The organism is Kribbella sindirgiensis (assembly GCF_004331435.1).
GTDB lineage: Bacteria > Actinomycetota > Actinomycetes > Propionibacteriales > Kribbellaceae > Kribbella > Kribbella sindirgiensis.
Window position 1 is genome coordinate 93,554 of sequence record NZ_SJKA01000021.1, and the last position, 25,765, is coordinate 119,318.

Here is a 25,765-nt window from a genome sequence, read left to right on the forward strand (position 1 = left end):
GGTGTGGTTGCAGACGGTACAAAGGTCGCGGCCCCGCACAGGTATGAGCTTTGCGGGGCCTTTGCTATCCGGCCAGGCGGCGCAGGGCGCCGGCGTAGCGCGTGGCGGCGTAGTGCTGGGCCCTGCGGGTGATGGGGCCGGCCAGGCGGGTGTACCAGGTCGCGGGGCGGCTGTACGCGCGGATGGTGGCGTAGATGCCGCCTGACTCGCGCGTGATGAGGAAGCACTCCTCGCCGGCTTCAGGGTGGCCTTCCAAGGTGCCGTACGCGAAGCCGATCCGATCCGGTTCGTTGACGACCCAGACGACCCTGCACGGGACTGGCAGCCCTCGCTGTGTCCGGAGGCGGCGAATCAGCATGCCGGGTCCGAGGCGGGCCAGTGAGTCGGTGCCGACCTGCGGTGGAGTGGCGGTCGCCGTCACCGGTATGCCGGCCGCGCGATGCATCCGCCACGACAGCAACGCGTCAGCGGCCCGCTGGAACACCTCGTCCCCGGTGCCGATCCGCTCCCGGTACTCCAGCCGGTGGTAGCCCTCGGGCGTCTCGTCGTACTGCGTCGAGCCCACTTCGTCGTACGTGAACCGCAACCCCGCAAGGTCTTCCAGCTTCATCAGGCTCCTTCCCGTCGCATTGCCAGTACGCCGCACAGTGCAAAGCCAACCGCATTCGCCACACCGTGGGTGGCAACCATCCACTCCAACGGCAGGTACGGCGTGTCCGCTACATGTCCCAGTGCCCAGCTGACGGCCAGCAGCATCGTCAGCACGAGCACGGAGCCCGACACCATCAACAGGATCGCTGTAGTCCGGTCCGCGCGCCGCGACCGCTTCCACAGGTTCCAGCCGACCAGCCACATACCTGTGGTCAGTACGACGGCTCCTGCGAGCTCCACCGGGTCGCCGAGAAAGAACCCGAGCAGAACGATCGCAGTACCCAGTGGAACACTCACCGCCGCTAGACCATCCGCAGCCAGGTAGGCCATCAGTGCCGCCGCGAAGCCCGCGAAATGGAAGTGGGCGACCGTCAGCGACAGCACGGTCAGGTTGAAGCCGAACAGCTCGTACGACGAACGCTCGGCGACCAGTGCGAGCGCTGCGATCGACGGCGTGGCGAGTGCGGTGTAGAGGGCCACCTGTCGCGTGCTGACCGCCCTGTGCTGGAAGAAGTGCCGTGCAGCCAGTGCGATGAGGACCAGCGTGCCGGCGAAGTACACCGACGCGAGCACGATCGAAACCGCGCCACGCGGCAGCCACAGCGCAATCGCACCAGGTACAGCGAACGCGAACCACCAGCGGTTGCTGGTGGTTCGCGTCGGCAGGAGAGTGAGTCCGAGGGGTACGACGATGAGCATCCCCAGGCTCACCACCGCGTGGACGAGGACGGTCAACTGCTCTTCAGGCCGCTGGTGTTGTCTTCCTTGAGCGCGTTGAAGAGCGCCTTCGCCTTGGCGGTGTCCCATTTCACGGCGTCACCGCGGTTGCAGCACAGCTGGAAGTTGTCGTCGCTGGTCGGCACGCTCAGCGCGACCCCGCCGCTGCCGGAGATCGCCTGCATGCCGCGGGCGAACCGGATGAAGTCGAACAGGCTCATGTCCTTGTCGACGGTCAGCGCGTCGACGCCCTTGGTCGCGACGTTGTAGTACCGCACCGGGTTCAGGAACGTGGACGGCGAGGCGGCCTTCTTCGCGACCGCGCCGACCATCTGCCGCTGCCGTTCGGTCCGGCCGAAGTCGTTCTTGCCGTCGGCCTTCCGGGACCGTACGTACCCGAGCGCGTTGACGCCGTCGAGCTTCTGGCAGCCGGCCGGCAGGTCGATGTGCGCGTCCTTGTCCTTCATTGCCTTGGGCAAGCACATGTTGATACCCCCGACACTGTCGATGACGCTGGCGAAACCGCCGAAACCGACCTCGACGTAGTGGTCGATGCGCAGCCCGGTGTTGTTCTCGATCGTCTGGATCAGCGCCGCCGGGCCCTTGTTGAAGGCGGCGTTGATCTTCTGCTTGCCCTCGACGCCGGGGATGTTGACGGCGCTGTCGCGCGGGATGCTGATCAGCACGGTCGGGCCGGAGCTCGGGACGTGCATCAGCATGATCGAGTCGGTCCGCGGCGGGCCGGCGTCGCCGCCGGTGTGCAGCCGGGCCCGCTCGGCCCGGCTGAGGTCCTCGCGGGCGTCCGATCCGACCATCAGGTACGTCGTACCGGGGGTCTCGGCCGGCCGCTCGCCGGTGGGCATCGCGTCGAGCTTGTCGATCCGGCTCCAGGCGTAGAGCGGGACGGCGATCAGCATCAGAACGAACAGCAGGACGATCAGTCCGACGGTCCGGAGGAACCAGTTGCGGCGCTTCTTCGGGCGTCGCGGCGGGTTCGCCTGTCGCGGGTCGATGGGCTGCGTTTCACTCATAGCCATGACCGTATCGGTGACCGGCCCCCGAACACGTCACCCCAGTGAATGGTTTTACACGTCGGAAAGTCGATGGCGCCTCCTTCAAAGGGAGGAAATCCGCCCCGAGATCGAACCGGACCGCCGGAACGCGACCGGCGACATCCCAACTCTGGCGGCGAACAGGCGGCTGAAGTACGCCGGGTCGTCGTACCCGACCCTCCGTGCGACCGCGGACACGGACAGGTCCTCCTCGGCGAGCAAAACCTTTGCAGAGCTGAGTCTGGTGCTCAGAACGAGCTCATGCGGGGTTGAGCCCGTCGTACGCCGTACTGCGTCGCGTAACTCGTTGACGGTGAGTCCTAGCTCACTGGCGTAGTCCTGAATGCTCATCGGCGTACACGCGAGCTCAGCAAGCCGTGCGGCCACTCCGTCACCGGAACTCGTTCCAGCCTGACCAATCAGGTCGTAGAGCGCTCCCGTCAGCTGTACGGCGTTGTGCTGCGTGCTCACGCGGAGCAGGCGGGTGAATGCGCGGTCGACCGGACGCGGGTCGCCGTACCTGCGGACTGGACGGCTGGGGTCGAGGTGCCCGAGTGAAGTGAGTGCTGCGGTCGCAGGCCCGCTGAACAGGGTCCAGGCCTGCCGCCAGCGTGTTGAGGGGCGGTAGCCGTGGAGAACGCCAGGGAAGAGCCAGAGCATCGCCGGCGCGCGTACCTCGTGCAGTTGACGGTCAGGCCCGTGCAGCAGGTGGCCGCGACCTTCTCTCAGCCAGACGAGGGCGTGACAGCCCAGCGCACGGTCCGGCGCGGGCTCGGCGCCATGCGTCTGTTCACCGGCGCCAAGACAGAAGAGTCCAAGTTGGATCTCGACAGCGCCTGGTGTCAGGTAGGTCGACCAGTTCTGCACGCTGACAAGAGTCCAAGAAGCCGGTGCGGGTGTCCATTCCGTTGAGCGCCGTACGCCGGTGGAATGGAGGTGTGCTGACGTCTAACGGATATGTGCTCGATGAGCAGCGGTTGGGTGAACTGGTCGCGGTCCCCGAGGAGGAGCGTGGTGATCGGGCGCAGTTGCGCGCCCGGTTGCAGCGGGACGGGTACCTGTTCCTCACCGGTCTGCTGGACCCCGCGGCGGTGCTGGCGTTTCGGGAGTACTACTTCGGGTTGACGGGGTCCGCTGCGGACGGAGCGTCGTACCGGAAGGTGCTGTTCGAGGAGATCGTGCCGGGGCCCGAGTATGCGGCCTTCTGTGCGCAGCCGGCGCTGAAGGGCTGGTTCGAGTGGTTCCTCGGTGGTGAGCCGTTCCTGCACCGGCGGAAGATCATCCGGCAGACAGCGCCGGGCGAGAACGGCATCGGTACGGCGACGCAAGCGCACTACGACCTCGTGTACCTGCGCGGCGGCAGCGACCAGGTGCTGTCCGCGTGGATCCCGCTGGGTGACTGCCCGGTCAGCCGCGGCGGACTGACCTACCTGGAGGGCAGTCACCACCGGGTGCTCGAGGAGGAGGCTGCCGGCCGGCTGAAGCGCCCTGCGGCGTCCATTACCGCGGACCTGCCCGCTCTGGCCGCGCAGTACGACGCCAACTGGCTGGTCGCGGACTACAGGGCCGGGGACGTCGTCGTACACACCGCGCACACCGTCCACGCGGCGCTGGACAACGTGTCGACCGAGCTCCGCCTGTCGACCGACATCCGCTACCAGCGTGCGGACGACGCGATCGACGACCGCTGGCAGAACCACTGGCACGACCGCGACGGACTCTGACGCTGACCGGATTCCGGAACCCTTCTCGCTAACGACAATCATTTCGGTTAAGGTGCGGAGCGGAAGGTCGAACCGAGTCTGAGGAGAGCCGTGAACCGGAACGAACTGATCGCCGGCGTGGCGCAGAAGGCGGGGATCCCGCGGGGCCAGGCCGAGAAGGTCATCGACGCGCTGGGCGACGTCGTCACCGAGGCCGTGCAGCGCGGCGACAAGGTGTCGCTGACCGGCCTGCTCAGCATCGAGCGGGTCATGCGCGCCCCGCGCACCGGCCGCAACCCGCAGACCGGCGAGCCGCTCAACATCCCGGCCGGCTACTCCGTGCGCCTGTCGTGCGGAAGCCGCCTCAAGGCCGCGGCCCGAGGCGACCTCCGCACCGTCCGCTGACCCTCAGCGTCGGACTGCCGTTGCCCAGTACGGCGTCGTCGGAGTCGGCGGGGTGCTGAACCGGGCGTTGGCCAGGTAGAGCCGGTGCCCGAACGCGGCCGCGGTCGTCGGGATGTCGAAGCCCGGATCGGTGATGGCCCGGGTCTGCGTGCCCGTCGTCCCGGCCCGGTTCAGCCGCACCACCGCGACCTGGTTGAGGAAGTTCTGCACGACGTACAGCGTCCGGCCGAGCAGCAGCATGCCGTCGCCGTTCGTCATCAGCGTGCCGCCGAGGTCGACGCGTTGGGTGACACCGGTCCGCGGGTCGACCCGGAACAGGAACCCGGTCGACGACTGCACGATGATCACCGCGCGGCCGTCCGGCGTCAGCGTGATGCCGTTGCCGTTGAACCCGGTCGGATCGTGCACGTAGTCGCCGGTCAGCGGCACGGTCCGTACCCGGTTCAGCAGTTGGCCGTGGCGACCGATCGGCACCTGGTAGACGACGGCCCGGCTGGAGTCCGTGAACCACGCGCTGGTCTTGCTCAGCACGACGTCGTTCACGAACGTCGCCGGCTCGGTGGTCAGCGGGTAGCTCTTCAGGATCTTCCCGGTGCGGATGTCGACGACACGCGCCGTACCGCTCGAGCCGCCGGCGATCCACAGCCGCCCGCGGTTGTCCGCCTTCAACCCGACGGACGGCGTACCGGGTCCCTGGCTGATCACCTTGCCGCGTCCAGTGCGCAGTGACGCGGCATAGATGTCGCCATCGGCCAGCGAACCGAAGTACGCCGTACTGCCGCTGATCGCGATCCCTTCCGGCTGGAACCCGTTCGGCAGGTCGATCCGCGCCGGGAACGTGTGCTTGACGGCGTGCCCCGAGGTACCGGTGGCGTTCGCCGACGTGGAGACGAGGCCCATCAGCAGGACGGGCAAGCTCAGAACGGCTGTCAAACGACGAATGTTCATGTTTCCTCCCCTTCGGCACACCGTAGGACGGGCGGCGGCGGCCGGGAACGGTTCAGCGTTCGACTGCGGTGACCCAGTACTCCGTGGTGGGAGTCGGTGACGTGGTGAAGCGGGCGTTGGGCAGGTACAACCGGCTCCCGAAGGCGGCGACGGTCGTCGGTACGTCGAAGTCCGGGCTGGTCAGCTCGCCGACCACCTCGCCCTTCGTGCCGGTGTGGTTCAGTTCGAGCACCGCGATCTTGTTCAGGCGGTTCTGGACGACGTACAGGGTGCGACCGAGCAGGAGCAGGCCGTCGCCGTTCGTCATCAGCGCGGCGCCGAGGTCGATCCGCCGGGCCACCCCGGTCCGCCGGTCGACGCGGAGCAGGAAGCCGGTCGACGACTGCACCATGATCAGCGCGCGGCCGTCCGGGGTCAGCGAGATGCCGTTCGCGTTGTTGCCGGGCAGGTGCTGGTAGTCGCCGGTGAGGGGGATCGTCTCGGGCTTCGCGCCGGCGACGCGGTAGAACACGGGTCGCTGTGAGTCGGTGAAGTACGCGCCGTCCTTGGCGAGGATCACGTCGTTCACGAACGTCGGCGTCGTGGTCGTGAACGTGTAGCTGGCCAGGACCTCGCCGGTACGGGTGTCGATCACCCGGCCGTTCCCGCCGGCGGCCCCGGCGACGAACAGGCGGCCGAACGGGTCGACCTTCATCCCGAGCGAACCGGTGCCCGGGCCCTGGCTGATCACCTTGCCGCGTCCGGTGCGCAGCGAGGCGGCGTAGATGTCCCCGTCGGCACGGGAACCGAAGTACGCCGTACCGCGGGCGATCGCGATGCCCTCGGGCTGGAATCCGTTCGGCAGGCTGAACTTGGTCGGGAACGGGGCGGCGGCTGGTGCGGCGTTCGCTGCCGAGGTGCTCGCCAGGCCCAGCAGTACGGCGGGCACTCCGGCGAGAGCGGTACGTCGGCGGACGAGGTGTGACATGGCGGGGTCCTCCCTGATCCGTGGTCTTTACCCGGGAGAACGGGAGGGTCCTGTGGATAGTTCAAAACGGCGGATTCGCGAACCGGGTATGTTCGCTGGCAGCAACTCGACTTGGGACAAGGGGTCAGGGATGACAGCAGGAATCGACGACTCGGGGGCGGTTCGCCCGCAGGACGATCTGTACCGGTTCGTGAACGGGACATGGCTGGCGGAGCACGAGATTCCGGCCGACAAGGCGATCCACGGCGCGTTCCACGCGCTCTGGGACACCGCCGAGCAGGATGTCCGCGCGATCGTCGAGAAGACCGTCGCGGCCGGGCATCCGGAGGGCAGCGAGCCGCGGAAGATCGCCGACCTCTACACCAGCTTCATGGACACCGAGCGGGTCGAGCGGCTGGGCGCCGAGCCGATCGCCGACCAGCTCGCTCTCGTCGCGGGCGTGACGGACCTGGCCGGGCTGGTGTCCGTGCTCGGGCAGCTCGAACTGCAGGGCGTGCCGGGGGTCTTCTACTACTGGGTCGACGCCGACGCGAAGAACTCCGACGAGAACATCGTCCACCTGACCCAGGGCGGCCTCAGCCTGCCCGACGAGTCGTACTACCGCGAGGACAGCTTCGCCGCGATCCGGACGGCGTATGTCGAGCACGTGGAGACCCTGCTGGAGCTCGCGGGGCTGTCCGACGGGAGCGCGGCCGCCGAGCGGATCCTCGAGCTGGAGACGCGGATCGCCGGCGCGCACTGGGACCGGGTGAAGGAGCGCGACGTCCAGCTCACCTACAACAAGCTCGACCGGGCCGGGCTCGAGGAGCTGACGCCGGGGTTCGACTGGGCGGCCTGGCTGGCCGGCGCCGGTGTGCCGGAGAGTGCGTTCGCGCAGGTCGTGGTCCGCGAGCCGGACTTCCTGACCGCGGCCGCGGCCGCGCTGCAGGAGATCGACATCGACCGGTGGAAGGAGTGGCTGAGCTGGCGGATCGTGCACAGCGCCGCGCCGCTGCTGAGCCAGGCTTTCGTCAACGAGAACTTCGCCTTCTACGGCAAGACCCTGACCGGTGCGCCCGAGCTGCGCGAGCGCTGGAAGCGCGCCGTCGGTGCGGTCGAGTCGGCGCTGGGCGAGGCGCTCGGCAAGCTGTACGTCGCGGAGCACTTCCCGCCGGACGCCAAGGCCCGCATGGTCGAGCTCGTGCAGAACCTGGTCGCCGCCTACCGGCAGCGGATCGAGGCCCTGGACTGGATGGGCCCGGACACCCGGCAGCGGGCGCTCGAGAAGCTCGGCACGTTCGTCCCGAAGATCGGGTACCCGGACGAGTGGAAGGACTACTCGGCGCTCGAGATCGACCCGGCCGACCTGTTCGGCAACGTCCGTCGGTCGGTCGCGGTGGAGACCGCGCGGGACCTCGCCAAACTCGGCAAGCCGGTCGACCGGAACGAGTGGCGGATGACGCCGCAGACGGTCAACGCGTACTACAACCCGCGGATGAACGAGATCGTCTTCCCGGCCGGCATCCTGCAGCCGCCGTTCTTCGACCTGGTCGCCGACGACGCCACGAACTACGGCGCCATCGGTGCGGTGATCGGCCACGAGATCGGCCACGGCTTCGACGACCAGGGCTCGCGGTACGACGCCGCCGGCAACCTGAACGACTGGTGGACCGACGCGGACCGCGAGTCGTTCGAGCAGCGCACCGACAAACTCGTCGCGCAGTACGACGCCCTCGAGCCGGCCGAAACCCCCGGCCAGCACGTGAACGGCAAACTCACCCTCGGTGAGAACATCGGCGACCTCGGCGGCCTGTCCATCGCGTACGTCGCCTACCAGCTGTCCCGGGACGGCGCCGACCAGGCCGACGCCGACGACCAGGCCGGCAGCGAGCGCTTCTTCGCAGCCTGGGCCCACGCCTGGGCCACCAAGACCCGCCCCGAAGAAGCCGCCCGCCGCCTCACCATCGACCCCCACTCACCCCCGGAGTTCCGCTGCAACGCGGTGGTGAAGAACATCGACGCCTTCCACGACACCTACAAGACAACCCCCGACGACACGATGTGGCTGGCCCCCGAAGACCGCGTGCGCATCTGGTAACCCCAGCCGTCAGGGGCTGACCAGGCCGACGGCCTGGATCGCTCGGAGGCGGCCGTCCGAGAGCGCGTCGACGAGGTTGTCGAGGCGCTCTCGGAAGTTGGGCACGAAGGCGTGCAGGCCGAGTGGGCCGGGTGGCTGCGACTGGATCATTCGCATCATGGCGGCAACCTGCTCGGTCAGGTCTGACCATCGGCCGACGGTGAGTCCGGCAGCTTCGATCGCGGCGCGGAGGGCCGGCGGGGTGATCAGGTGGGTGTGCTCAGGGACGTCTGCCCACGGCAACGGGTAGTCGAGCTCACCGCGGTCGCCGGTGCAGATGTCCCACACCGCGAGTCGCCCGCCCGGCTTCAGCACGCGCCGAGCCTCTCGGTACAGAAGGTCCTTGGCGGCCACGTTCATCTGGACGTGCTGGCTGAACACGACGTCGTACGACGAGTCAGCGACCGGTAACGCGGTGACATCGCCTTGGCGTACGTCGATCCGGTTGTCGAGGTCGACCAACTGGTCGAGCCAGCCGGCGATCTCGCAGTACTCGGCGGAGAGGTCGACGGCTGTCACGCGGCAGCCGAAGCGGGAGGCGACGTACCGGGCCGTTCCGCCGATTCCCGCGCCGGCGTCCAGGACCGCGCTGTCCGCGCTGATGCCGGCCAGGTCCGCGAGTTGCATCGTCGCGAGCCGTCCGCCGGTGTGGTAGTCCTCGAGCATCGCGAGATCCGCGGCCTGGAGCTCGTCCAGCTTCTTGCCTGCGGCAACGAACGCCTGCTCGATGCCGGCCCGCGACCGACCGGTCGTGTACTGCGACGGAACTGTCTGCTCGCTCATGGTGAACCCCTCACTGGAGCGGTTGGTGGACACTGTCCACATAACCATATCTAGTGGACAGTGTCCACATTGTTATCCTGGGCCGGTGACGACAGCGGAGGAAGCACCACGCTCGCGGCGACGACCGCGGGGCGACGTACGGGCCGGTCTGGTCGCGGCGGGGGTGGAGCTGGCCCGCGCAGGCGGGCCGGACGCGGTGGTCCTGCGGGAAGCGACCCGGATCGTCGGCGTCGTACCCAACGCGGCCTACCGGCACTTCGCGGACCGCGACGAGTTGCTCGCCGAGGTCTGTACCGCGGCCATGCACGAGCTGGCCGACCGGATGGCAGCCGGTATCGCCCGCGTCCGCGGCAAACGCGGCAACCCGGCGGCCGCACAACGCCGCCTGGGCGCGATCGGCGCGGCCTACCTCGAGTTCGCCCGTGCGGAGCCCGGACTGTTCGCCACCGCCTTCGCCGTGCCGCGGCAGCACGAGTACGCCGCCCGCGATACGACCGACCGAACTCCGCTGGGTCTGCTGTGCGCTGCCCTGGACGAACTGGTCGAAGCCGGCGTTCTCGATCCGCAACGACGCGAAGGGATCGAGTACCCGATCTGGTCCCTCGTCCACGGGACCGCCGTCCTCACCGGCCGGGGGCCGCTCCGGGACGCCTCCGACGCCGAACTCCGCCGGATCGAGGCCCGGACCCTCACGTTCATCGCTGCCGGCCTGGCCTGAGACGCTGCTCGACAGATGATTCGGTGAGGCTTATCGTCCGGAGATGCGTAGACCGTCGGACTTTACGTCGCGGCTGGTTCGGACTGCTGCCGCGGCGGGCGAGATGCCGCCGGTCGAGAGTGATCTGCGGCATGCGATTCTGACCGGTGATCAGCCGCCGGGGACGTCGGTGCCGATCGACGAGGTCGCGGCGTTCTTCGGGGTCAGTGCGATTCCGGTGCGCGAGGCTCTGAAGACGTTGTTCGGCGAAGGGCTGGTCGAGCATCGTCCGCATGTCGGGTACCGGGTGGCGAAGCTGACGTTCCTGGAGTTCCGCGAGCTGTACGACGTACGGCAGGCGCTGGAGTCCGCGGCGCTGCGTGCGGCGGCGGTCAACGCGACCTCCGTCGACCATGACCGGATCCGGGACGCCCATGGTTCACTGGCCGATGCGGGCGCCGCGGGGGACCGTGAGTACGCCGCCGCGACCCGCCGGTTCCACTTCGCGCTGATCGAGCCGTCGGGGATGCACCGGCTGATCCGGATGTACGAGACCGCGTGGAACATCACCGAGCCGGCCCGGCCGATGTCGCGGGTCCGCACGCACGAGCGAGCCGGTTTCCACGCGGATCACGAGCGGCTGATCGCGGCGTACGTCGCCCGGGACACGGAGACGCTGATCGCCGAGTCGGAGCGGCACTACGCGCATCTGAAGAGCGCGATCTCGGAGTTCGCCGACGACCCGGAATGCTTCGCCGACCCGGCCTGAAGCACGTTTCCTATATTTGCGCCGCTTTTCCTATATTTGAGCGGAAACCGGGCGTTCACCGTGGACGTCATTCCGCGCAACACGCTATTCCTAGCTTCGGTTCACTGGCCGCGCGATCCGCCCGCGGCCCGGTCCGGAGGAGCACAGCATGGTGACCGAACTAGCGGCGAAGCGCGACTACCACCCGCGGCTGACCAACGAGGACCTCGCGCCGCTGAAGCAGCAGACCTGGCGCAGTTACAACATCTTCGCGTTCTGGATGTCCGACGTGCACAGTGTCGGCGGTTATCTCACCGCGGGGAGTTTGTTCGCGCTCGGCCTGACCAGTTGGCAGGTATTCGTCTGCCTGATCGCCGGTATCTGCATCGTGCAATTCTTCTGCAACCTGGTCGCAAAACCGAGCCAGCTCGCGGGTGTTCCGTACCCGGTGATCAGCCGGGTCTCGTTCGGCGTCCTGGGGGCGAATATCCCGGCCATCATTCGCGGCCTGATCGCCGTCGCCTGGTACGGCGTGCAGACCTTCCTGGCGGCCGAGTCGCTGAACATCGTCTTCCTCAAGCTCTGGCCCGGACTGGCTCCGTGGGCGGACAAGGACGTGCACGGCTTCGCCGGTCTGTCGGTGCTCGGCTACGTCAGCTTCGTGATCCTGTGGGTCGCCCAGGCCGCGCTGTTCTGGCGCGGGATGGAGAGCATCCGGAAGTTCATCGACCTGGCCGGCCCGGCCGTCTACGTGACGATGCTGCTGCTGTGCGTGTACCTGTTGGTCAAGTCCGACTTCACCATCGATCTCAACCTGTCGAACCACAGCCTGTCCGGGTGGGCCACGATCGGCACGATGCTGAGCGCGATCGCGCTGGTCGTCTCGTACTTCTCCGGCCCGATGCTGAACTTCGGCGACTTCGCCCGCTACGGACGCAGCTTCCAGAGCGTGCGGAAGGGCAACTTCTGGGGCCTGCCGATCAACTTCGTCTTCTTCTCACTCCTCACCGTGCTCACCGCGGGCGCGACGGTTCCCGTGTACGGCGAGCTTCTGACGGACCCGATCAAGACCGTGGAGCGGATCGACAGCACGTTCGCGATCCTGCTCGGCGCGGCGACCTTCGTGACCGCGACCGTGGGGATCAACATCGTCGCGAACTTCATCTCGCCGGCGTTCGACTTCTCGCACGTCAGCCCGCAGAAGATCAGCTGGCGGATGGGCGGCATGATCGCGGCCGTCGGCTCGGTCCTCCTGACGCCGTGGAACTGGTACAACAACGACACGGCGATCCACTACACGCTGGGCATCCTCGGCGCGTTGATCGGCCCGCTGTTCGGCATCCTGATCGCGGACTTCTACCTGATCCGTCGGCAGAAAGTGGTTGTCGACGACCTGTTCACCCTCGACGAGGACGGCGCGTACTACTACCGCAAGGGCTACAACCCGGTCGCCGTCCAGTCCGTGATCGCCGCCGGTGTGGTCTCGGTGGCGTCGGTCCTCGTGCCCCGCTGGGTCGGCGACGGACTCTGGATCAGCGACTACAGCTGGTTCATCGGCTGCGGTGTCGGCTTCGCCGTCTACACGGTCCTCGCGCGCCGGGCCGGTGTGGCGGCCGAGCAGGCGTGACGACGATGCGGATCAAGGTCATCAACCCCAACACCACCGCGTCGATGACCGCCCTGATCGGCGACTGCGCTCGTGCGGTCGCCGGTCCGGGGGTGCTCGTCGACGCGGTCAGTCCCCGGCAGGGACCGCCGGCCATCGAGAGTCACGTCGACGACGCACTCGCCATACCGGGTCTGCTGCAGGAGATCGCGGACGGTGAAGCGGCCGGGTACGACGGGTACGTCATCGCGTGCTTCGGCGATCCGGGGCTGAAGGCGGCGCGGGAGCTCGCCCGCGGGCCGGTCGTCGGCATCGCCGAGGCCGGCATGCGTACGGCGTCGTACCTGGGCCGCGGGTTCAGCGTCGTCACGACGCTGGCCCGGACCGTCGGTCATGCGCACGATCTGGCCGAGGAGTACGGCGTTGCGCGGCAGTGCCGGGGAATCCACGCGTGCGAGATCCCCGTCCTTGCTCTGGAGACGGATCCGCACGCGCGGGGCACGATCCTCCGGGCGTGTGAGGAGGCGCTGGCGCTCGACGGTTCGGACGCCATCGTGCTGGGCTGCGCCGGTATGGCCGATCTGTGTCACGACCTGTCGGCCGCGCTCGGGGTGAGCGTGATCGACGGGGTGGCGGCGGCGACGACCACGGTCGAGATGCTGGTCCGCATGCGGCTCAGGACCGGCAAACTCGGCGAGTTCGCCCCACACCACCGCCCCGAGCGCGTCGGCTAGGAGGCCATCCAGTCCTGGATGCCCTCGACGGTGCGGGGCATGGCTTCGGAGAGGTTTTCCGGGGTGCCGTCGGTGATGAGGATGTCGTCCTCGATGCGGATGCCGATGCCGCGGAGGTCCTCGGGGACGGTGAGGTCGTCGGACTGGAAGTACAGGCCGGGTTCGACGGTGAGGACGTAGCCGGGCTGGACGGGACCCTTGCGGTAGTTCTCGTCGCGGGCCGCGGAGCAGTCGTGGACGTCGAGGCCGAGCATGTGGCTGACGCCGTGCAGGGTGTAGCGCTGGTACAGGCGGCCCTCGGGGTCGAGCGCCTCCTCCGCCGGCACCGGCAGCAGTTCCATGGCGTCCAGGCCGCGGACGATGACCTCCATCGCCGCCTCGTGCCCGGCGCGGAAGTTCGCACCCGGCGTGAGTGCCGCGATCCCGGCGTTCTGCGCGTCCAGCACCAGCTGGTACAGGTCCCGCTGGCGCGGCGTGAACTCACCGCTCACGGGCAGCGTCCGGGTGATGTCCGCGGTGTACAGCTGCCGGTTCTCCACGCCCATGTCGAGCAGCATCAGCGTGCCGTCGTTCACCGGGCCGTCGTTCTCGATCCAGTGCAGCGTGGTCGCGTGCGGACCGGCCGCGGCGATCGACGTGTACCCGACGTCGTTGCCCTCGGCCCGGGCCCGGCGCCAGAACGTGCCCTCGATCCAGCGTTCGCCGTACTGCCGGACCTTGTCCATCTCGGCGAGTACGTCGGAGAAACCACGGTGTGTGATCCCGACGGCGTCCCGGAGTTGCTCGAGCTCGTACGCGTCCTTGACCAGCCGCAGCTCGGACAGTGTCGCCGCCAGCTCCTTGTCCTTCGGGTCCTCGGTTCGGGCACCGCTCAGCAGCGCGGCGATCGACTGGTCCTCGCCCCGCCGTACCCGGGTCGGTACGTCGCCCTTGAGCGCGTCGGCCAACTGGTCGACGTACCGCGTCTCGATCCCGAACTCCTTGGCGGTCTCGGTCAGCGACGGGCGCCGGCCGGCCCAGAGCTCGCCGTACATCCGGTCGCGCCAGAACTCCTCGCCCTGCGAGCGGTCGGCGCGCGGGCGGAAGTACAGCACCGAGTCGTGGCCGGTGGTGCCGTTCGGCTCCAGGACGAGGACCGCGTCCGACGTCTGGTTACCGGTCAGCCACACGTAGTCGGTGTGCGGGCGGAAGACGAAGTCGGTGTCGTTCGAGCGGACCTTGTAGGTGCCGGCCGGGATCACGAGCCGCTCGCCCGGGAAAGCCTGCGACAGCGCGTCGCGGCGCTTCGCCGCCCACACGCCGACGTCGCTCAGGGACAGGTCGGTCCGCTCGGAGTCCGCCCAGCCGGAGTTCATGAACGCACGCAGCTTCGCGCTCGGCTCGTTGTCGTGCGAGGCCGTCTTCGGAGCGTCCTGCGCGGTGGTGTCGGTCATCGTCGACCAGTCCTCTTCTCGGCGCGGCGGTGGTGGCGCCGGTCGTGGCTACGGGTGCAGTTGGTCCCCGCGCAGCGTGCCGCTGCCGGTGCCGTTGTCCGGCAGCGCCTCGGCGGGGTCGGAACCGATGCGGGTGATCGCATTGTCCTCGTCCACGAAGACTACGCTCGGCTCGAAAACCTTCGCCTCGGCGGTGTCGAACATCCCGTACGCGATCAGGATCACCAGGTCACCCGGGTGGATCAGGTGCGCCGCGGCCCCGTTGATCCCGACGATCCCGGACCCGCGCGGCCCTTCGATCAGGTACGTCGACAGCCGCTGACCGTTGGTGACGTCGACGATGTCCACCTTCTCGCCGGGCAGCAGGTCGGCCGCGTCCATCAGGTCGGCGTCCAGCGTGCACGACCCGACGTAGTCCAGGTCGGCCTGCGTCACCGTCGCCCGGTGCACCTTCGACTTCATCATTTCCCGCCACATGGCCGCCATGATCCGGCCCACGCCGCGTCCTGTCAGTGGCCACCGTCACCCAACCGGTTCAGCCCGCTCGCACCGGGTGCGGTCGGCAGCTGTCACCACGGGGGATATCCACTCGCGTGGTGGGTTCTCCCCTCGCATAACAGCAGAGAACCCCCAACCCGAGGGGATATCCGGCCTTGTGTTGGTTGTGTGGGCGTGGGTGCTGCCGGGTTGGTGCTTGGGTGGTTGTGCTGTGGGTTTGTGCAGGTCGACAGTACGTATACGTCCACTGTCCGGCGATCAAGCCTGCCGGCCGGTGCGGACAGGCAGGTAGTAGATGCATACGTACTGTCGAGTTGCCGGTTTCGGCGGGCTGTGGCTGCCCGTGAGCGTGGTCAGCCGGTTGCCGGGGGAGCAGACACCTTCTGGGTGCGGCGGACAGGTCAGCCGGATGACCGGCTCTTGTGACTGAGCAGCTGATATGGAGTGAGCGGCGGTGGGGGCGCTGGCGCGGGGTCAGTGGTTGGCGAGTTGGGGGTTGGGGGTGTGGTCGGTGGTGGGCCGGCGGCGGAGGGAGTCGCCTTCTACGTCGACGTTCGGGAGGAGCCGGTCCAGCCAGGTGGGGAGGTACCAGGCGCGGCGGCCGAGCAGCGCCATCACGGCCGGTACGACGGTCATCCGGACCACGAACGCGTCGATCAGGACCGCGAGGGCCAGTGCGAAGCCCATCTCCCGGATCAGCGTCTCGCCGGACAGGATGAACCCGGAGAACACCGCGGTCATGATCACCGCGGCCGCGGTCACCACCCGGGCCCCGTGCGCGAACCCGTCGACGACCGCCGCCCGCGGTGCGGCTCCGTGGACGTGTTGCTCGCGCATCCGCGTCACCAGGAAGATCTGGTAGTCCATCGCGAGCCCGAACACCACCCCGATCAGGAAGATCGGCAGCATGCTGATCACCGGCCCGGTCTGTCCTGTGATGCCGAACAGCCCGGCCAGCCAGCCCCACTGGAACACCGCGACCAGCGCGCCGAACGTCGCCACGACGGTGAGCAGGAACCCGAGTGTCGCCTTCAACGGCACCAGGATCGAGCGGAACACCAGCATCAGCAGCAGGAACGCGAGCCCGATGATCAGCGACAGGTACGGCAGCAGCGCGCCACCGAGCTTGTTCGAGATGTCGATGCTGACCGCGGTCGCCCCGGTGACCGCCACCTCGGCGCGATCGCGGTCGGGCATCGACCGGATCGCCTCGACCAGGTCCTTGGTCTGCTGCGTACTCGGGCCGCTCGACGGGATCACGGTCAGCAACGCCGTGTTCCCGGCCGGGTTGAAGACCGGTGGTGTCACCATCGTCACGTCCGGCAGCCCGCGGACCGCGGCTGCGGTCGCGGTGGCGGCCGTCTGCGGATCGGTGGACGCGCCGGCGTCCACGACCACCATCAGCGGCCCGTTGAAGCCGGGCCCGAAGCCCTCGGAGAGCATCTCGTACGCCTTGCGCTGGGTCGAGTCGGGTGCGGCCGTGCTGTCGTCGGGCAGCCCGAGTTCGAGGTCGGTCGCCGGGATCGCGAGCGTGCCGAGGCCGATCACGGTCACCACCAGCACCGCCAGCGGACGGCGGGTGATGAAGCCTGCCCAGCGGCGGCCGATCGTCGTCCGTCCGGCCGCTTCCGGATCGCCGCCGCGGAGGCCGGGAATCCGGCCGCCGAGAACCCGCCGCCCCGCGAACCCGAGCAGCGCCGGCAGCAGGGTGAGGGCGATCGCGACCGCGACGACCACGGTGAACGCCGCCGCCAGGCCCATCTGGGTGAGGAACGGGATGTCGACCACGAACAGTCCGGCCAGCGCGATCACCACGGTCAGACCGGCGAAGACCACGGCCGAGCCGGCGGTACCGACCGCGCGCCCGACGGCCTCCTCGGGCTCCAGCCCGGTGCTCAGCTCGTGCCGGTAGCGGGACATGATGAAGAGCGCGTAGTCGATCGACACCGCGAGGCCGATCATCAGCGCGAGGATCGGCGTACCGGATCCGATGTCGACGAAACCGCTGATGGTCGAGATGGCGGTGACGCCGAGGCCTACCCCGATGATTGCCGACAGCAACGGTAGGCCGGCGGCGATCAGCGAGCCGAACGTGATCAGCAGGACGACGGCGGCCACGCCGATACCGATCACTTCGGTGAGCGGCTGCTCGCCCTGCCCTTGCAGCGCGTCGCCGCCGAACTCGACGGTGAGGCCGGCCGCGCGCGCCGGTTCGACCGCGTCGGCGACCGCCTGCTGCGCTTCGGGGGTGATCTCCTGAGCGGTGACCTTGTAGGTGACCTGCGCGTAGCCGGTGCGGCCGTCGGCGGAGATCGCCTTGGCGGCAAAGGGATCCACGACGCGGGCGACCTGGGGCGCGACCGCGATCCGGTCCAGGGTCTGCCGCACCTGTGGCGAGTCGGTGAGCTTCTGACCGGCAGGCGCCTGGAACACGATCCGGGCGGTCGCGGCATCGGCGCCGGCCTGTGGGAAGCGGTCGTTGAGCAGGTCCGCGGCACGCTGCGACTCGGTGCCGGGGATCGAGAAGCCGTTGGCGGTCGGGCCGGAGAGCGTGCCTGCACCGACTGCTCCGGCAGCCAGGAGTCCCAGCCAGATCAGGAGCACCAACCGGCGGCGGCGGAACGCGAATCGGCCGAGCCGATAGAGGTACGTAGCCATGCGACCGATGCTCCCGGCGCGGGGCCGTCGCTCGCGTCTGCTCCCGGTGGGCTTCTCGCCGTACCGCGTTCGCCGTACCTGCTACTACGCCTGCGGTACGCCGGGACGCACGAGGCCGGTCTGGTACGCCAGGACGACGAGCTGCGCGCGGTCGCGGCAGTCGAGCTTCACCATCGCGCGGTTCACGTGGGTCTTCGCCGTCGACGGGGAGAGCACGAGGCGTTCGGCGATCTCGTCGTTGGACAGGCCGAGGGCGACCAGGCCGACGATCTCGCGTTCGCGGTCGGTGAGGGCGTCGAGGACCGTGGGCCCGACCGGGGTGCCGGGGGTGGGTTCGGCGAGGAAGCGGTTGATCAGGCCGCGGACGGCCTTCGGGGACAGCAGGGCGTCGCCGCGCGCGACCACGCGGATGGCGTCGATCAGCTCGGCCGGCTCGACGCTCTTGCCGAGGAAGCCGCTGGCGCCGGCGCGGATCGCGTCGAACACGTACTCGTCGACCTCGAACGTGGTCAGGATCAGCACCTTCACACCCGCCAGCGCCTCGTCCGCGGTGATCATCCGGGTCGCCGCGAGGCCGTCGACCTCGGGCATCCGGATGTCCATCAGCACCACGTCGGCCCGCTCGGACCGCGCCAACTCGACCGCTTCCCGCCCGTCCGCCGCCTCAGCAACGACCTGCAGGTCCGGCGCCGATCCGACCAGCACGCGGAACCCGCTCCGGATCAACGTCTGGTCGTCCGCCAGCAACACTCTGATCGTCACCCACAACTCCCGTCTCCAGAGGCAGCACAGCATGTACGGCGAACCCGCTCGACGGGCCCGGCCCGGTGCGTAGTGTGCCGCCGACGGCGGCGACCCGCTCTCGCATCCCGATGAGCCCATGGCCGCCACCCGGTTGGGTAGTCGACTCCCCAAGCGGGGAAGCCTGGCCGGTATCGGTGACCTCGACCGTCAGACCACCTGCAGCGCGGGTGATGCGGACGCGGGCGGACGCACCGGGAGCGTGTTTGAGGACGTTGGTGAGGGACTCCTGGACGACGCGGTACGCCGTGAGTTCTATGACGTCCGGGAGTGTGCCCGTGGACGCAGGTGGTATCCAGTCGACCTTCACGCCGGCTGCGGTGAAGGAGTGGATGAGGGTGTCCAGTTCGTGCAGCGACGGCGCGGGGGCCGTAGGCAGCGGCGAACCAGACCTACGCAGTACGCCGAGGAGCACTGTCAGCTCCTGGAGCACGGTGCGGCCGCCGGAGCGCACCAGGGCCATGGCTCGTTCGGCCTCGTCGGGCTGACTCCGAAGTACATGTGCCGCGACGCCGGCCTGCACGTTCATCAGCGCGATGTGGTGCGCGATCACGTCGTGGAGTTCGTGGGCGATACGCAGTCGCTCCTCGATGACCCGCCGCTGCGCCTCTTCGTCACGCGACCGTTCGGCTCGCAGGGCCCGTTCCTCGAGTTCCAGCAGGTACGCCCGGCGGTTCCGCACCGCCTCGCCGATCGCGCCAGAGAACAGCACGAAGAAGACCAGGCCCAGGTTGTCGAGGACATCCCCGCCGACGAACAAGACCTCGACGACCAGCGTGACCAGTGCCGTGGCGATCACCGCGACACACCTGGTCAGCCGATCCTTCGACATCACGACGGTGTAGACCGCGACGCCCATGAAGGCCACGATCGGGCTCTTGGCCTGCTCGGCGATCACGAATGCGCTCGCGACGGCGGTGGTGACCACCAGGACCGCGAGCGGCGCCCGGCGCCGGAACGTGAGCGCGGCCGCACCCATGACGGCCAGCAGCACCACCGTCACGTTCAGCTCGATCCGTTCGCCGACGTGCTTGCCGCCTGGCACCAGCAGATTGATCAGCAGGAGCGCAAGGGCAAGCGCAAGGTCCAGCGCCAGCGGGTGCCGACTGCAGGCACGGCAGAACCTGATGAGCCGTTCCATTCCTTCACAGTACGTGCCCGGCCGAAGGAGCGCGTCGTCCTGCAGCCGTATGACCGCCGTACCGCAACCGCGGTACGGCGGTCAGAGGAACTCGCGGAGTGCGGCGACCGGGTCGGGGGCTGCGAGGAGGCGGGTGCCGCGCGGAAGCAGGACCAGCACTCCGCTGTGGGCGCGGGTTGCCACCAATGCGCGCTCCCAGACCAGGGTCGTCTGCAGCGCGACGGCGTCGTAGACCCCGGAGTGCGGGTCCGACCAGCGCGGGTTGCCGAAGCGGGCACGGAGTTGCTTGCGAACCCTGCCGTACGCGGTCTGGTCGCCGATCGCGACCCCCGCGAAGACAGCTCCGAAGATGCTGCCGGCGAGCTCGAAGGGGTCGGCGTCGAGCATCTGCCCGATATCGGTGTTGTAGGGCATCAGTTGAAGACCTTCGAGGCCTGTACGGCGAGTTGGCGGAGGGGCTCGTAGCGCAGGCGGAGGTCGGCGACGCGGGACACCTCGTCCGGGACCGGGGTCAGGTGTTCGCCGCCTGGTTCGGGCGACAGCCCGAGGGCGACTGCGGCTGCTCCTCGGGCGCCGACTTCGGGTTCGGCGCAGACTGTGGTGGGGCGGGCGAAGGTTGCGGTCAGGCAGCGGCGCCACCACTCGGACGCGTCGATGCCACCGCCGCCGAGGACCACGTCGAGCTGGCGGTCGAAGAGCCTGTCGAGGGTCCGCAGCCCGCGGTCGATCTCGAGCGACGCGCCTTGGAGCGCTGCCGCGAGCAGGTCGGCGGGGCTGTCGTCGAACGACAAGCCGAAGTACACGCCGGATCCGCCGGGCACCACGGCGGGAGGCCTGGTGCCGGCCATGAACGGGATCGCGATCGCGTGGGACGCCCCGATCTCGACGTCGGTCGGTTCGTCGGACTTGAGCCGCAGTACTCCGGTCAGCCAGGCGTGCAGGTTCCCGGCGGCGGAGAACGCCATACCGGTCACGGCCCGCTTGTCGTCGACCCGGTACCGCCACAGCTCCCACGGCAGCTCAGGCGCGTTCTCGATCGGGTGCACGACGCGTACGGCGGCCGACGTACCGACGGTCACCGCTGCGACGCCGGCGTCGTACCCGCCGGTCCCGACGTTGGACGCGGCGCCGTCACCGGTCGGCGGGTGCACGGGTACGCCGACCAGCCCGGGCCAGCGACGTTCGTACTCCTTGGACAAGGTGCCCGTCCAACCGGTCGGCACAATCGAAGGCAACCGGTCGGCCTTGACGCCCGCGATGTCCAGCGCCTCGGCGTCGTACGCACCGGTCGCGAGGTCCAGCGTGCCGGTCCCGGACGCGACCGAGACGGACGTGGCGCGCTCGCCGGTCAGTCGCTCGAGCACCAGGTCGGGCAGGCCGGCGAAGGCGGCCGGGGAGTCGTCCGAGAGGAGCCACGGGATCCGGCGGGTCCAGTACAGCCGGTGCAGCCAGGTGCCGGTGCGTGCGTGGAACGCCTGCTCGTCGAACGACGGACCGAGCCCGAGGTCGATCGAGCGCGTGTCGGCCCAGGTGATCACCGGCGTCCGGGCCGCGCCCCTGTTGTCGAGGGCAACGATCGAGTGCCATTGCGAGGACAGCACGATCGCGCCGATACCGTCCAGATGACCGTTCTGCTCCAGCTCGTCCAGGCACCCGAGCAGGCCCTCGACGTACTCGTGCAGGTCGAGCGTCGCGGAGCCGTCATTGCCGTACGCCGGGGAGATCTTGTGCCGCGCGAGTGCGCCGGGGATCGGTGCGGCGTCGTCGGCGGAGAGGACGAGCGCCCGCGCCGACGACGTACCGAGATCGAGCGCCAGGACGTGCTCGTCAGTCCTCGTCATGCAGCGCCTTCAGGAAGGTCTGGGCCCAGAGGTTCACGTCGTGCGCCGCGAGGTGCTTGCGCATCGCCTTCATCCGCCGGCCGAGCTGCCGGTCGTCGGTGTTCATCGCGTCGACGATCGTGTCCTTCATCCCGTTGATGTCGTGCGGGTTCACCAGGAACGCCTGCCGGAACTCGTCCGCCGCGCCCGCGAACTCGCTCAGCACGAGCGCGCCGGTGTCGTCGTACCGCGTCGACACGTACTCCTTGGCGACCAGGTTCATCCCGTCGCGCAACGGTGTCACGACCGCGACGTCCGCGGCCCGGAACAGCGCGGCCATCTCGGTCCGCGAGTACGACGTGTGCAGGTAGTTGATCGCCGGTGTACCGATCCGGCCGTGCTCGCCGTTGATCCGGCCGACCAGCAGCTCGATTTCGTCGCGCAGCACCCGATACTGCTCGACGCGCTCCCGCGACGGCGTCGCGACCTGGATGAACACCGCGTCGTCGACCGAGATCCGCTTCTCGTCCAGCAGCTCGCCGAACGCCCGCAGCCGTTGCCGTATGCCCTTGGTGTAGTCGAGCCGGTCGACGCCGAGCAGGATGTGCGACGGATTGCCGACCTCTTGGCGCATCTCGGCCGCGCGCGCCGTCGTCTCGGGCTGCCGGGCGAGGCTCTCCAGCTCGTTGACGTCGATCGAGATCGGGAACGCCTTCGCCCGGACGATCCGGTCGTCCGGCAGGTGGATCCGGTCGCCGCGGGTCCGCAGACCCATCCGGTTGCGGGCCAGCCGGGCGAAGTTCGACGCCGCACCGGGCCGCTGGAAACCGACCAGGTCCGCGCCCATCAGCCCGTCCAGGATCTGCCGCCGCCACGGCATCTGCGCGAACAGCTCGGTCGGCGGGAACGGGATGTGCAGGAAGAAGCCGATCCGTACGTCGGGACGCAGCCGGCGGAGCATCGCGGGAACGAGTTGGAGCTGGTAGTCGTGCACCCACACGTCGGCGTTGTCGTCGGCGGCCTCCGCGGCGGCCTCCGCGAACCGCCGGTTCACCGCGACGTACGACTCCCACCACTCGCGGTGGAACTCCGGCGCCACGATCACGTCGTGGTACAGCGGCCACAGCGTCGCGTTGGAGAAACCCTCGTAGTACAGCTGCACGTCCTCGGCCGAGAGCATCACCGGGACCAGATGCATCCCGTCGTTGTCGAAGGGATCGACCTTCTCGTCCGGGCTCCCGGTCCAGCCGATCCAGGCGCCGTGGTGGCCCTGCATCACCGGCGCCAGCGCCGTGACGAGTCCGCCTGGACTGCGGCGCCACGCCGTACTGCCGTCGGGCATCTCGATCCGGTCGACCGGCAGCCGGTTGGCCACCACTACGAAGGAACTCCTACCGTTCGGCATGTTCAGCGTCATCCACTCAGGTCGTCGTCGTCACCGGGGTAGCGCACCCCGATCTGGCTCCGGGTCTCGTCGAGCAGTTCGAGAATCTCGAGCGTGCCGGCGTGGGGAAGAGCCGGAACCTCGAGCAGTCCCTGGCGCAATGCACGCATCACTTCTGCCGCCTCATAGTGGTACCCACGGCCATGCGTGGGGACGGCGATCCGCTCCGCTCCGGAAGCGGTCGTGCGCACGTAGTACTCGGGGTGGTGGAAACGGTGCGGAAGCTGGAGATTGCCGTCCGGTCCGCTGATCGACGCGACCCACGGGTTCTGTGAGCGCAGGCCGCAGGTCAGCGCGGCGACCGCGCCGGACTCGTACCGCCAGGCCATCGCGACGTTCAGGTCCACGCCGTCCTCGTTGAGCGAACCGACAGCTCTCACCTCTGCTGGTCGGCCCAGGGCCATATAGGCGAAGGTTGCCGGGTAGATGCCGCCGTCCATCAGCGAGCCTCCCCCGAGCGCGGGGTCGAGCAGGCGAACCGGCAATGAAGGTTTGTGACTCTGCTTCTGAAGTTTGAAGGCGAAGTCCGCGACCACCTGCTGCGGTTCGCCGATCGAGCCGCTGCCGAGGTCCTCGAAGAGCGCCTGGATCACCGGGTTGGTGCGCATCCACATCGCCTCGGCGAACAGCGTGTTGTTCTCGGCGGCGACCGCGATCAGGTCCCGGGCCTGTTGCGCGGTCAGGGTGACGGGCTTCTCGCACAGTACGGCGACGCCGGCCTGCAACGCCGTACGGGCGACGGCGTAGTGCTGCGGATGCGGTGTGCCGATATAGATCACGTCGACCTCGCCGGAGTCGATCAGCCGGCGGTAGTCGTCGTACGCGTGCGGGATGCCGAACTCGGCGGCGAACTTCTGCGCGCTGTCCTGGGAACGGGACGCGACCGCGGTCACCACGGCGTCGTCCGGGAGCAGCCCGAGATCGTGCGTGAACTGGGTCGAAATGTTGCCGGTCGCAACAATTCCCCACCTGACGCGATCTATACCCACTGTCTGAACTCCGGGGTCGGGAACGGTCCGTCCGCAACGATTCTCGCGGTTTCGAAGGCGTGCGCCAAGCGAATGAGCGTGACCTCACTTCGCGCCGTACCACTGATCGTGAGCCCGACCGGCAGTCCGGAGACCACTCCGGACGGGACGGACAGCAGTGGATAGCCGGCCAGAGCCGCGTGCGACGACGAGCTGCCGAGCACGTGATCGCCGTTCACCAGGTCGATCGCCCAGGCCGGCGAGTACGCCGGCGACACCAGTGCGTCGAGCTGGTTGTCGCGGAGCAGGTTGTCGATCCCGTCGCGGCCGGCGCGCAGCGCGGTGAGGCGTGCGGCGACGTACACGGGGGAGCTGAGGCCCTCCGTGGCAGCGGCGCGTTCGAACAGCTCCTGGCCGAACCACTGCAGCTCCTGGTCCGCATGCTTCTTGTTGAACTCGATGAGGTCGTCCAGCGTTCGCGGGCCGCCCGGTGCGCGAGTGGCGAGGTACGCCGCCATGTCGACCTTCAGCTCGTGCGAGAGGACCTGTAGCTGGTCCTCGTCGCCACCTGGTGTCGGCAACGACAGGTGGTCGACCAGCGTGGCCCCGCACTGGCTGAGGAGCTCAAGCGCCCTCTCGGTGACCTGGTCCAGGCCGGTCGAGTAGCCCCAGAGAGGACCGCGCGGTACGCCGATGCGCACGTTGCTGAGGTCCGTGCCGCGGCAGGCCTCGGTGTAGTCCGTCTGGCCGCCGGTGAGGACAGTCAGGAGCGCAGCGGCCTGCTTGACGGTCCTGGTCATCGGGCCGGCGGTGTCCTGCGAGTGCGAGATCGGGACGATGCCCTGCTGCGGGACGAGCCCGACCGTGGGCTTCAGGCCGACGACACCGTTCAGGGCGGCTGGGCAAACGATCGAGCCGTTGGTTTCGGTTCCGATCGCGTAGTCCGCCAGTCCTGCCGCGACCGCGGCGCCGGAGCCCGACGAGGAGCCGCCGGCCGAGCGGTTCAGCGCATACGGGTTGCGAGTGAGGCCGCCGTACGCGCTCCAGCCGGACGAGGACGCCGAGCCGCGGAAGTTCGCCCACTCGCTCAGGTTGGTCTTCCCCAGGACCACACAGCCCGCCGCGCGCAGCCGCCGTACCAGCGGGGCGTCGTCCGGTGGCGGTGGCTGGTCCGCCAGCGCCAGCGAGCCGGCCGTGGTCGGCAGGTCGGCTGTGTCGACGTTGTCCTTGACCAGCACCGGTACGCCGTGCAGCGGCCCGCGGACCTGCCCCTCGTCACGCTCGGTGTCGAGTCGGGCGGCGTCGGTGAGCGCGGCGGGGTTGGGTGTGCAGACGGCGTTGACGAGTGCGTCGACCTCACGAATCCGCCCCTGCAGCTCCTCGACCAGCGCCACGCTGGACAGAGTTGAGCTCACTTGTCTGATCCTGCCAGAGTTGAGTGCGTCCGGTTGTCTTGTCAGCGACACGCTTCGTGTCGGCCGAGCGGTGAATGACATCGCTGTTGTTCAGCACGTAGAGTGGCAGGCGGACGGACGATCACCGACCGCACAGGAGTCAGCTGCACATGGACAGCGCCAACGCCAGCTCTTCCGGCCCCGCCGAAGCTGCGCCGCCTGCTGTTGCCGGGCTCTCTGAGAGGGACGGACAGATCCTCGCCTTCGAGCGGCACTGGTGGAAGTACGCCGGCGCCAAGGAACAGGCGATCCGGGACCAGTTCCAGATGTCGGCGACCCGGTACTACCAGGTCCTGAACGCGCTCATCGACCGCCCCGAGGCCCTCGCGCACGACCCGCTGCTGGTCAAGCGCCTGCGCCGCCTCCGCGCGGCCCGCCAGCGCGCCCGCTCCGCTCGCCGACTGGGCATCGAGGTCTGACC

At 68.8% G+C, this 25,765-nt stretch carries 25 protein-coding genes; 8 read left to right on the forward strand and 17 right to left on the reverse strand.

Annotated elements, in window-relative coordinates:
* Positions 1 to 64 precede the first annotated feature (64 nt).
* The 4 genes from E0H50_RS37020 to E0H50_RS37035 all read right to left on the reverse strand — a co-directional run bounded on the left by E0H50_RS37020 (position 65) and on the right by E0H50_RS37035 (position 3,287).
* Positions 65 to 610, reverse strand: coding sequence for a DUF1990 family protein (locus tag E0H50_RS37020; protein ID WP_131295741.1), 546 nt, complete (start codon positions 608 to 610; stop codon positions 65 to 67).
* Complete coding sequence (locus E0H50_RS37025) at positions 610 to 1,386, reverse strand: YndJ family protein (RefSeq protein ID WP_131295743.1); 777 nt, start codon at positions 1,384 to 1,386, stop codon at positions 610 to 612. Before E0H50_RS37025 ends, E0H50_RS37020 begins: the two co-directional genes overlap by 1 nt.
* Positions 1,383 to 2,399, reverse strand: a complete 1,017-nt coding sequence (locus tag E0H50_RS37030) for an LCP family protein (RefSeq protein ID WP_131295745.1) — start codon at positions 2,397 to 2,399, stop codon at positions 1,383 to 1,385. Before E0H50_RS37030 ends, E0H50_RS37025 begins: the two co-directional genes overlap by 4 nt.
* A gap of 84 nt (positions 2,400 to 2,483) precedes the next feature.
* Entirely contained in the window at positions 2,484 to 3,287 is an 804-nt protein-coding gene (locus E0H50_RS37035) for a helix-turn-helix domain-containing protein (protein ID WP_131295747.1), read from the reverse strand.
* Positions 3,288 to 3,358: 71 nt separating this feature from the next.
* On the opposite strand from E0H50_RS37035, the gene E0H50_RS37040 reads away from it, so the two are divergent.
* Positions 3,359 to 4,144: a phytanoyl-CoA dioxygenase family protein gene (locus E0H50_RS37040; protein ID WP_131295749.1), complete on the forward strand. Its 786-nt coding sequence runs from the start codon at positions 3,359 to 3,361 to the stop codon at positions 4,142 to 4,144.
* A gap of 90 nt (positions 4,145 to 4,234) precedes the next feature.
* Positions 4,235 to 4,528 (forward strand): HU family DNA-binding protein, encoded by a 294-nt coding sequence (locus E0H50_RS37045; protein ID WP_130383055.1) that lies wholly within the window; start codon positions 4,235 to 4,237, stop codon positions 4,526 to 4,528.
* Between the two features lie 3 nt (positions 4,529 to 4,531).
* Here E0H50_RS37045 and E0H50_RS37050 read toward each other — a convergent pair whose 3' ends face one another.
* On the reverse strand, positions 4,532 to 5,476 hold the full coding sequence (locus tag E0H50_RS37050; protein WP_131295751.1) for an SMP-30/gluconolactonase/LRE family protein: 945 nt from the start codon (positions 5,474 to 5,476) through the stop codon (positions 4,532 to 4,534).
* Between the two features lie 52 nt (positions 5,477 to 5,528).
* Positions 5,529 to 6,443 (reverse strand): SMP-30/gluconolactonase/LRE family protein, encoded by a 915-nt coding sequence (locus E0H50_RS37055; protein ID WP_131295753.1) that lies wholly within the window; start codon positions 6,441 to 6,443, stop codon positions 5,529 to 5,531.
* A gap of 130 nt (positions 6,444 to 6,573) precedes the next feature.
* On the opposite strand from E0H50_RS37055, the gene E0H50_RS37060 reads away from it, so the two are divergent.
* Positions 6,574 to 8,520 carry a M13 family metallopeptidase gene (locus tag E0H50_RS37060; RefSeq protein ID WP_131295754.1) on the forward strand — a complete coding sequence of 649 codons (1,947 nt, stop codon included), beginning with the start codon at positions 6,574 to 6,576 and terminating at the stop codon, positions 8,518 to 8,520.
* A 9-nt stretch (positions 8,521 to 8,529) separates the two neighbouring features.
* On the opposite strand, the gene E0H50_RS37065 is transcribed toward E0H50_RS37060, so the two are convergent.
* Positions 8,530 to 9,342, reverse strand: coding sequence for a class I SAM-dependent methyltransferase (locus tag E0H50_RS37065; protein ID WP_131295756.1), 813 nt, complete (start codon positions 9,340 to 9,342; stop codon positions 8,530 to 8,532).
* A gap of 85 nt (positions 9,343 to 9,427) precedes the next feature.
* Here E0H50_RS37065 and E0H50_RS37070 point away from each other — a divergent pair, with 85 nt between their 5' ends.
* The 4 genes from E0H50_RS37070 to E0H50_RS37085 all read left to right on the forward strand — a co-directional run bounded on the left by E0H50_RS37070 (position 9,428) and on the right by E0H50_RS37085 (position 13,127).
* Positions 9,428 to 10,060, forward strand: a complete 633-nt coding sequence (locus E0H50_RS37070; RefSeq protein WP_202868498.1) for a TetR/AcrR family transcriptional regulator — start codon at positions 9,428 to 9,430, stop codon at positions 10,058 to 10,060.
* A gap of 43 nt (positions 10,061 to 10,103) precedes the next feature.
* Entirely contained in the window at positions 10,104 to 10,808 is a 705-nt protein-coding gene (locus E0H50_RS37075) for a GntR family transcriptional regulator (protein ID WP_131295760.1), read from the forward strand.
* Between the two features lie 148 nt (positions 10,809 to 10,956).
* Positions 10,957 to 12,414: an NCS1 family nucleobase:cation symporter-1 gene (locus tag E0H50_RS37080; protein WP_131295762.1), complete on the forward strand. Its 1,458-nt coding sequence runs from the start codon at positions 10,957 to 10,959 to the stop codon at positions 12,412 to 12,414.
* 5 nt (positions 12,415 to 12,419) lie between these two features.
* Positions 12,420 to 13,127 (forward strand): aspartate/glutamate racemase family protein, encoded by a 708-nt coding sequence (locus tag E0H50_RS37085; RefSeq protein ID WP_131295792.1) that lies wholly within the window; start codon positions 12,420 to 12,422, stop codon positions 13,125 to 13,127.
* On the opposite strand, the gene E0H50_RS37090 is transcribed toward E0H50_RS37085, so the two are convergent.
* From E0H50_RS37090 to E0H50_RS37135, 10 genes are all read right to left on the reverse strand, one after another.
* Entirely contained in the window at positions 13,124 to 14,560 is a 1,437-nt protein-coding gene (locus E0H50_RS37090) for an aminopeptidase P family protein (RefSeq protein ID WP_131295764.1), read from the reverse strand. The genes E0H50_RS37085 and E0H50_RS37090 overlap by 4 nt on opposite strands.
* A gap of 48 nt (positions 14,561 to 14,608) precedes the next feature.
* Positions 14,609 to 15,037: an aspartate 1-decarboxylase gene (panD, locus tag E0H50_RS37095; RefSeq protein ID WP_131295765.1), complete on the reverse strand. Its 429-nt coding sequence runs from the start codon at positions 15,035 to 15,037 to the stop codon at positions 14,609 to 14,611.
* A 495-nt stretch (positions 15,038 to 15,532) separates the two neighbouring features.
* Positions 15,533 to 17,716 carry an MMPL family transporter gene (locus E0H50_RS37100; RefSeq protein ID WP_131295766.1) on the reverse strand — a complete coding sequence of 728 codons (2,184 nt, stop codon included), beginning with the start codon at positions 17,714 to 17,716 and terminating at the stop codon, positions 15,533 to 15,535.
* Positions 17,717 to 17,800: 84 nt separating this feature from the next.
* Complete coding sequence (locus E0H50_RS37105; protein ID WP_131295767.1) at positions 17,801 to 18,478, reverse strand: response regulator transcription factor; 678 nt, start codon at positions 18,476 to 18,478, stop codon at positions 17,801 to 17,803.
* Positions 18,381 to 19,658, reverse strand: a complete 1,278-nt coding sequence (locus E0H50_RS44100; RefSeq protein WP_131295768.1) for a sensor histidine kinase — start codon at positions 19,656 to 19,658, stop codon at positions 18,381 to 18,383. Before E0H50_RS44100 ends, E0H50_RS37105 begins: the two co-directional genes overlap by 98 nt.
* A gap of 81 nt (positions 19,659 to 19,739) precedes the next feature.
* On the reverse strand, positions 19,740 to 20,072 hold the full coding sequence (locus E0H50_RS37115) for a hypothetical protein (protein WP_131295769.1): 333 nt from the start codon (positions 20,070 to 20,072) through the stop codon (positions 19,740 to 19,742).
* On the reverse strand, positions 20,072 to 21,499 hold the full coding sequence (locus tag E0H50_RS37120) for an FGGY family carbohydrate kinase (RefSeq protein ID WP_131295770.1): 1,428 nt from the start codon (positions 21,497 to 21,499) through the stop codon (positions 20,072 to 20,074). The genes E0H50_RS37115 and E0H50_RS37120 overlap by 1 nt, the downstream gene beginning before the upstream one ends.
* Entirely contained in the window at positions 21,486 to 22,883 is a 1,398-nt protein-coding gene (locus E0H50_RS37125; RefSeq protein ID WP_131295771.1) for an alpha,alpha-trehalose-phosphate synthase (UDP-forming), read from the reverse strand. The genes E0H50_RS37120 and E0H50_RS37125 overlap by 14 nt, the downstream gene beginning before the upstream one ends.
* Positions 22,884 to 22,891: 8 nt before the next feature.
* Positions 22,892 to 23,911, reverse strand: coding sequence for a Gfo/Idh/MocA family protein (locus tag E0H50_RS37130; protein ID WP_131295772.1), 1,020 nt, complete (start codon positions 23,909 to 23,911; stop codon positions 22,892 to 22,894).
* Positions 23,902 to 25,386, reverse strand: a complete 1,485-nt coding sequence (locus tag E0H50_RS37135; protein ID WP_131295773.1) for an amidase — start codon at positions 25,384 to 25,386, stop codon at positions 23,902 to 23,904. The genes E0H50_RS37130 and E0H50_RS37135 overlap by 10 nt, the downstream gene beginning before the upstream one ends.
* A gap of 68 nt (positions 25,387 to 25,454) precedes the next feature.
* Here E0H50_RS37135 and E0H50_RS37140 point away from each other — a divergent pair, with 68 nt between their 5' ends.
* Positions 25,455 to 25,763, forward strand: coding sequence for a DUF3263 domain-containing protein (locus tag E0H50_RS37140; RefSeq protein WP_130443900.1), 309 nt, complete (start codon positions 25,455 to 25,457; stop codon positions 25,761 to 25,763).
* The last annotated feature ends 2 nt before the right edge of the window (positions 25,764 to 25,765 follow it).

Coding starts and splice junctions, on each gene's coding strand:
- E0H50_RS37115 (WP_131295769.1), bottom strand. CDS start 20,072: ATGCCCTACAACACCGATATCGGGCAGATGCTCGACGCCGACCCCTTC.
- E0H50_RS37020 (WP_131295741.1), bottom strand. CDS start 610: ATGAAGCTGGAAGACCTTGCGGGGTTGCGGTTCACGTACGACGAAGTG.
- E0H50_RS44100 (WP_131295768.1), bottom strand. CDS start 19,658: ATGGAACGGCTCATCAGGTTCTGCCGTGCCTGCAGTCGGCACCCGCTG.
- E0H50_RS37100 (WP_131295766.1), bottom strand. CDS start 17,716: ATGGCTACGTACCTCTATCGGCTCGGCCGATTCGCGTTCCGCCGCCGC.
- E0H50_RS37125 (WP_131295771.1), bottom strand. CDS start 22,883: ATGCCGAACGGTAGGAGTTCCTTCGTAGTGGTGGCCAACCGGCTGCCG.
- E0H50_RS37135 (WP_131295773.1), bottom strand. CDS start 25,386: ATGTCATTCACCGCTCGGCCGACACGAAGCGTGTCGCTGACAAGACAA.
- panD (WP_131295765.1), bottom strand. CDS start 15,037: ATGTGGCGGGAAATGATGAAGTCGAAGGTGCACCGGGCGACGGTGACG.
- E0H50_RS37030 (WP_131295745.1), bottom strand. CDS start 2,399: ATGAGTGAAACGCAGCCCATCGACCCGCGACAGGCGAACCCGCCGCGA.
- E0H50_RS37055 (WP_131295753.1), bottom strand. CDS start 6,443: ATGTCACACCTCGTCCGCCGACGTACCGCTCTCGCCGGAGTGCCCGCC.
- E0H50_RS37080 (WP_131295762.1), top strand. CDS start 10,957: ATGGTGACCGAACTAGCGGCGAAGCGCGACTACCACCCGCGGCTGACC.
- E0H50_RS37120 (WP_131295770.1), bottom strand. CDS start 21,499: ATGACGAGGACTGACGAGCACGTCCTGGCGCTCGATCTCGGTACGTCG.
- E0H50_RS37065 (WP_131295756.1), bottom strand. CDS start 9,342: ATGAGCGAGCAGACAGTTCCGTCGCAGTACACGACCGGTCGGTCGCGG.
- E0H50_RS37060 (WP_131295754.1), top strand. CDS start 6,574: ATGACAGCAGGAATCGACGACTCGGGGGCGGTTCGCCCGCAGGACGAT.
- E0H50_RS37085 (WP_131295792.1), top strand. CDS start 12,420: ATGCGGATCAAGGTCATCAACCCCAACACCACCGCGTCGATGACCGCC.
- E0H50_RS37050 (WP_131295751.1), bottom strand. CDS start 5,476: ATGAACATTCGTCGTTTGACAGCCGTTCTGAGCTTGCCCGTCCTGCTG.
- E0H50_RS37140 (WP_130443900.1), top strand. CDS start 25,455: ATGGACAGCGCCAACGCCAGCTCTTCCGGCCCCGCCGAAGCTGCGCCG.
- E0H50_RS37090 (WP_131295764.1), bottom strand. CDS start 14,560: ATGACCGACACCACCGCGCAGGACGCTCCGAAGACGGCCTCGCACGAC.
- E0H50_RS37075 (WP_131295760.1), top strand. CDS start 10,104: ATGCGTAGACCGTCGGACTTTACGTCGCGGCTGGTTCGGACTGCTGCC.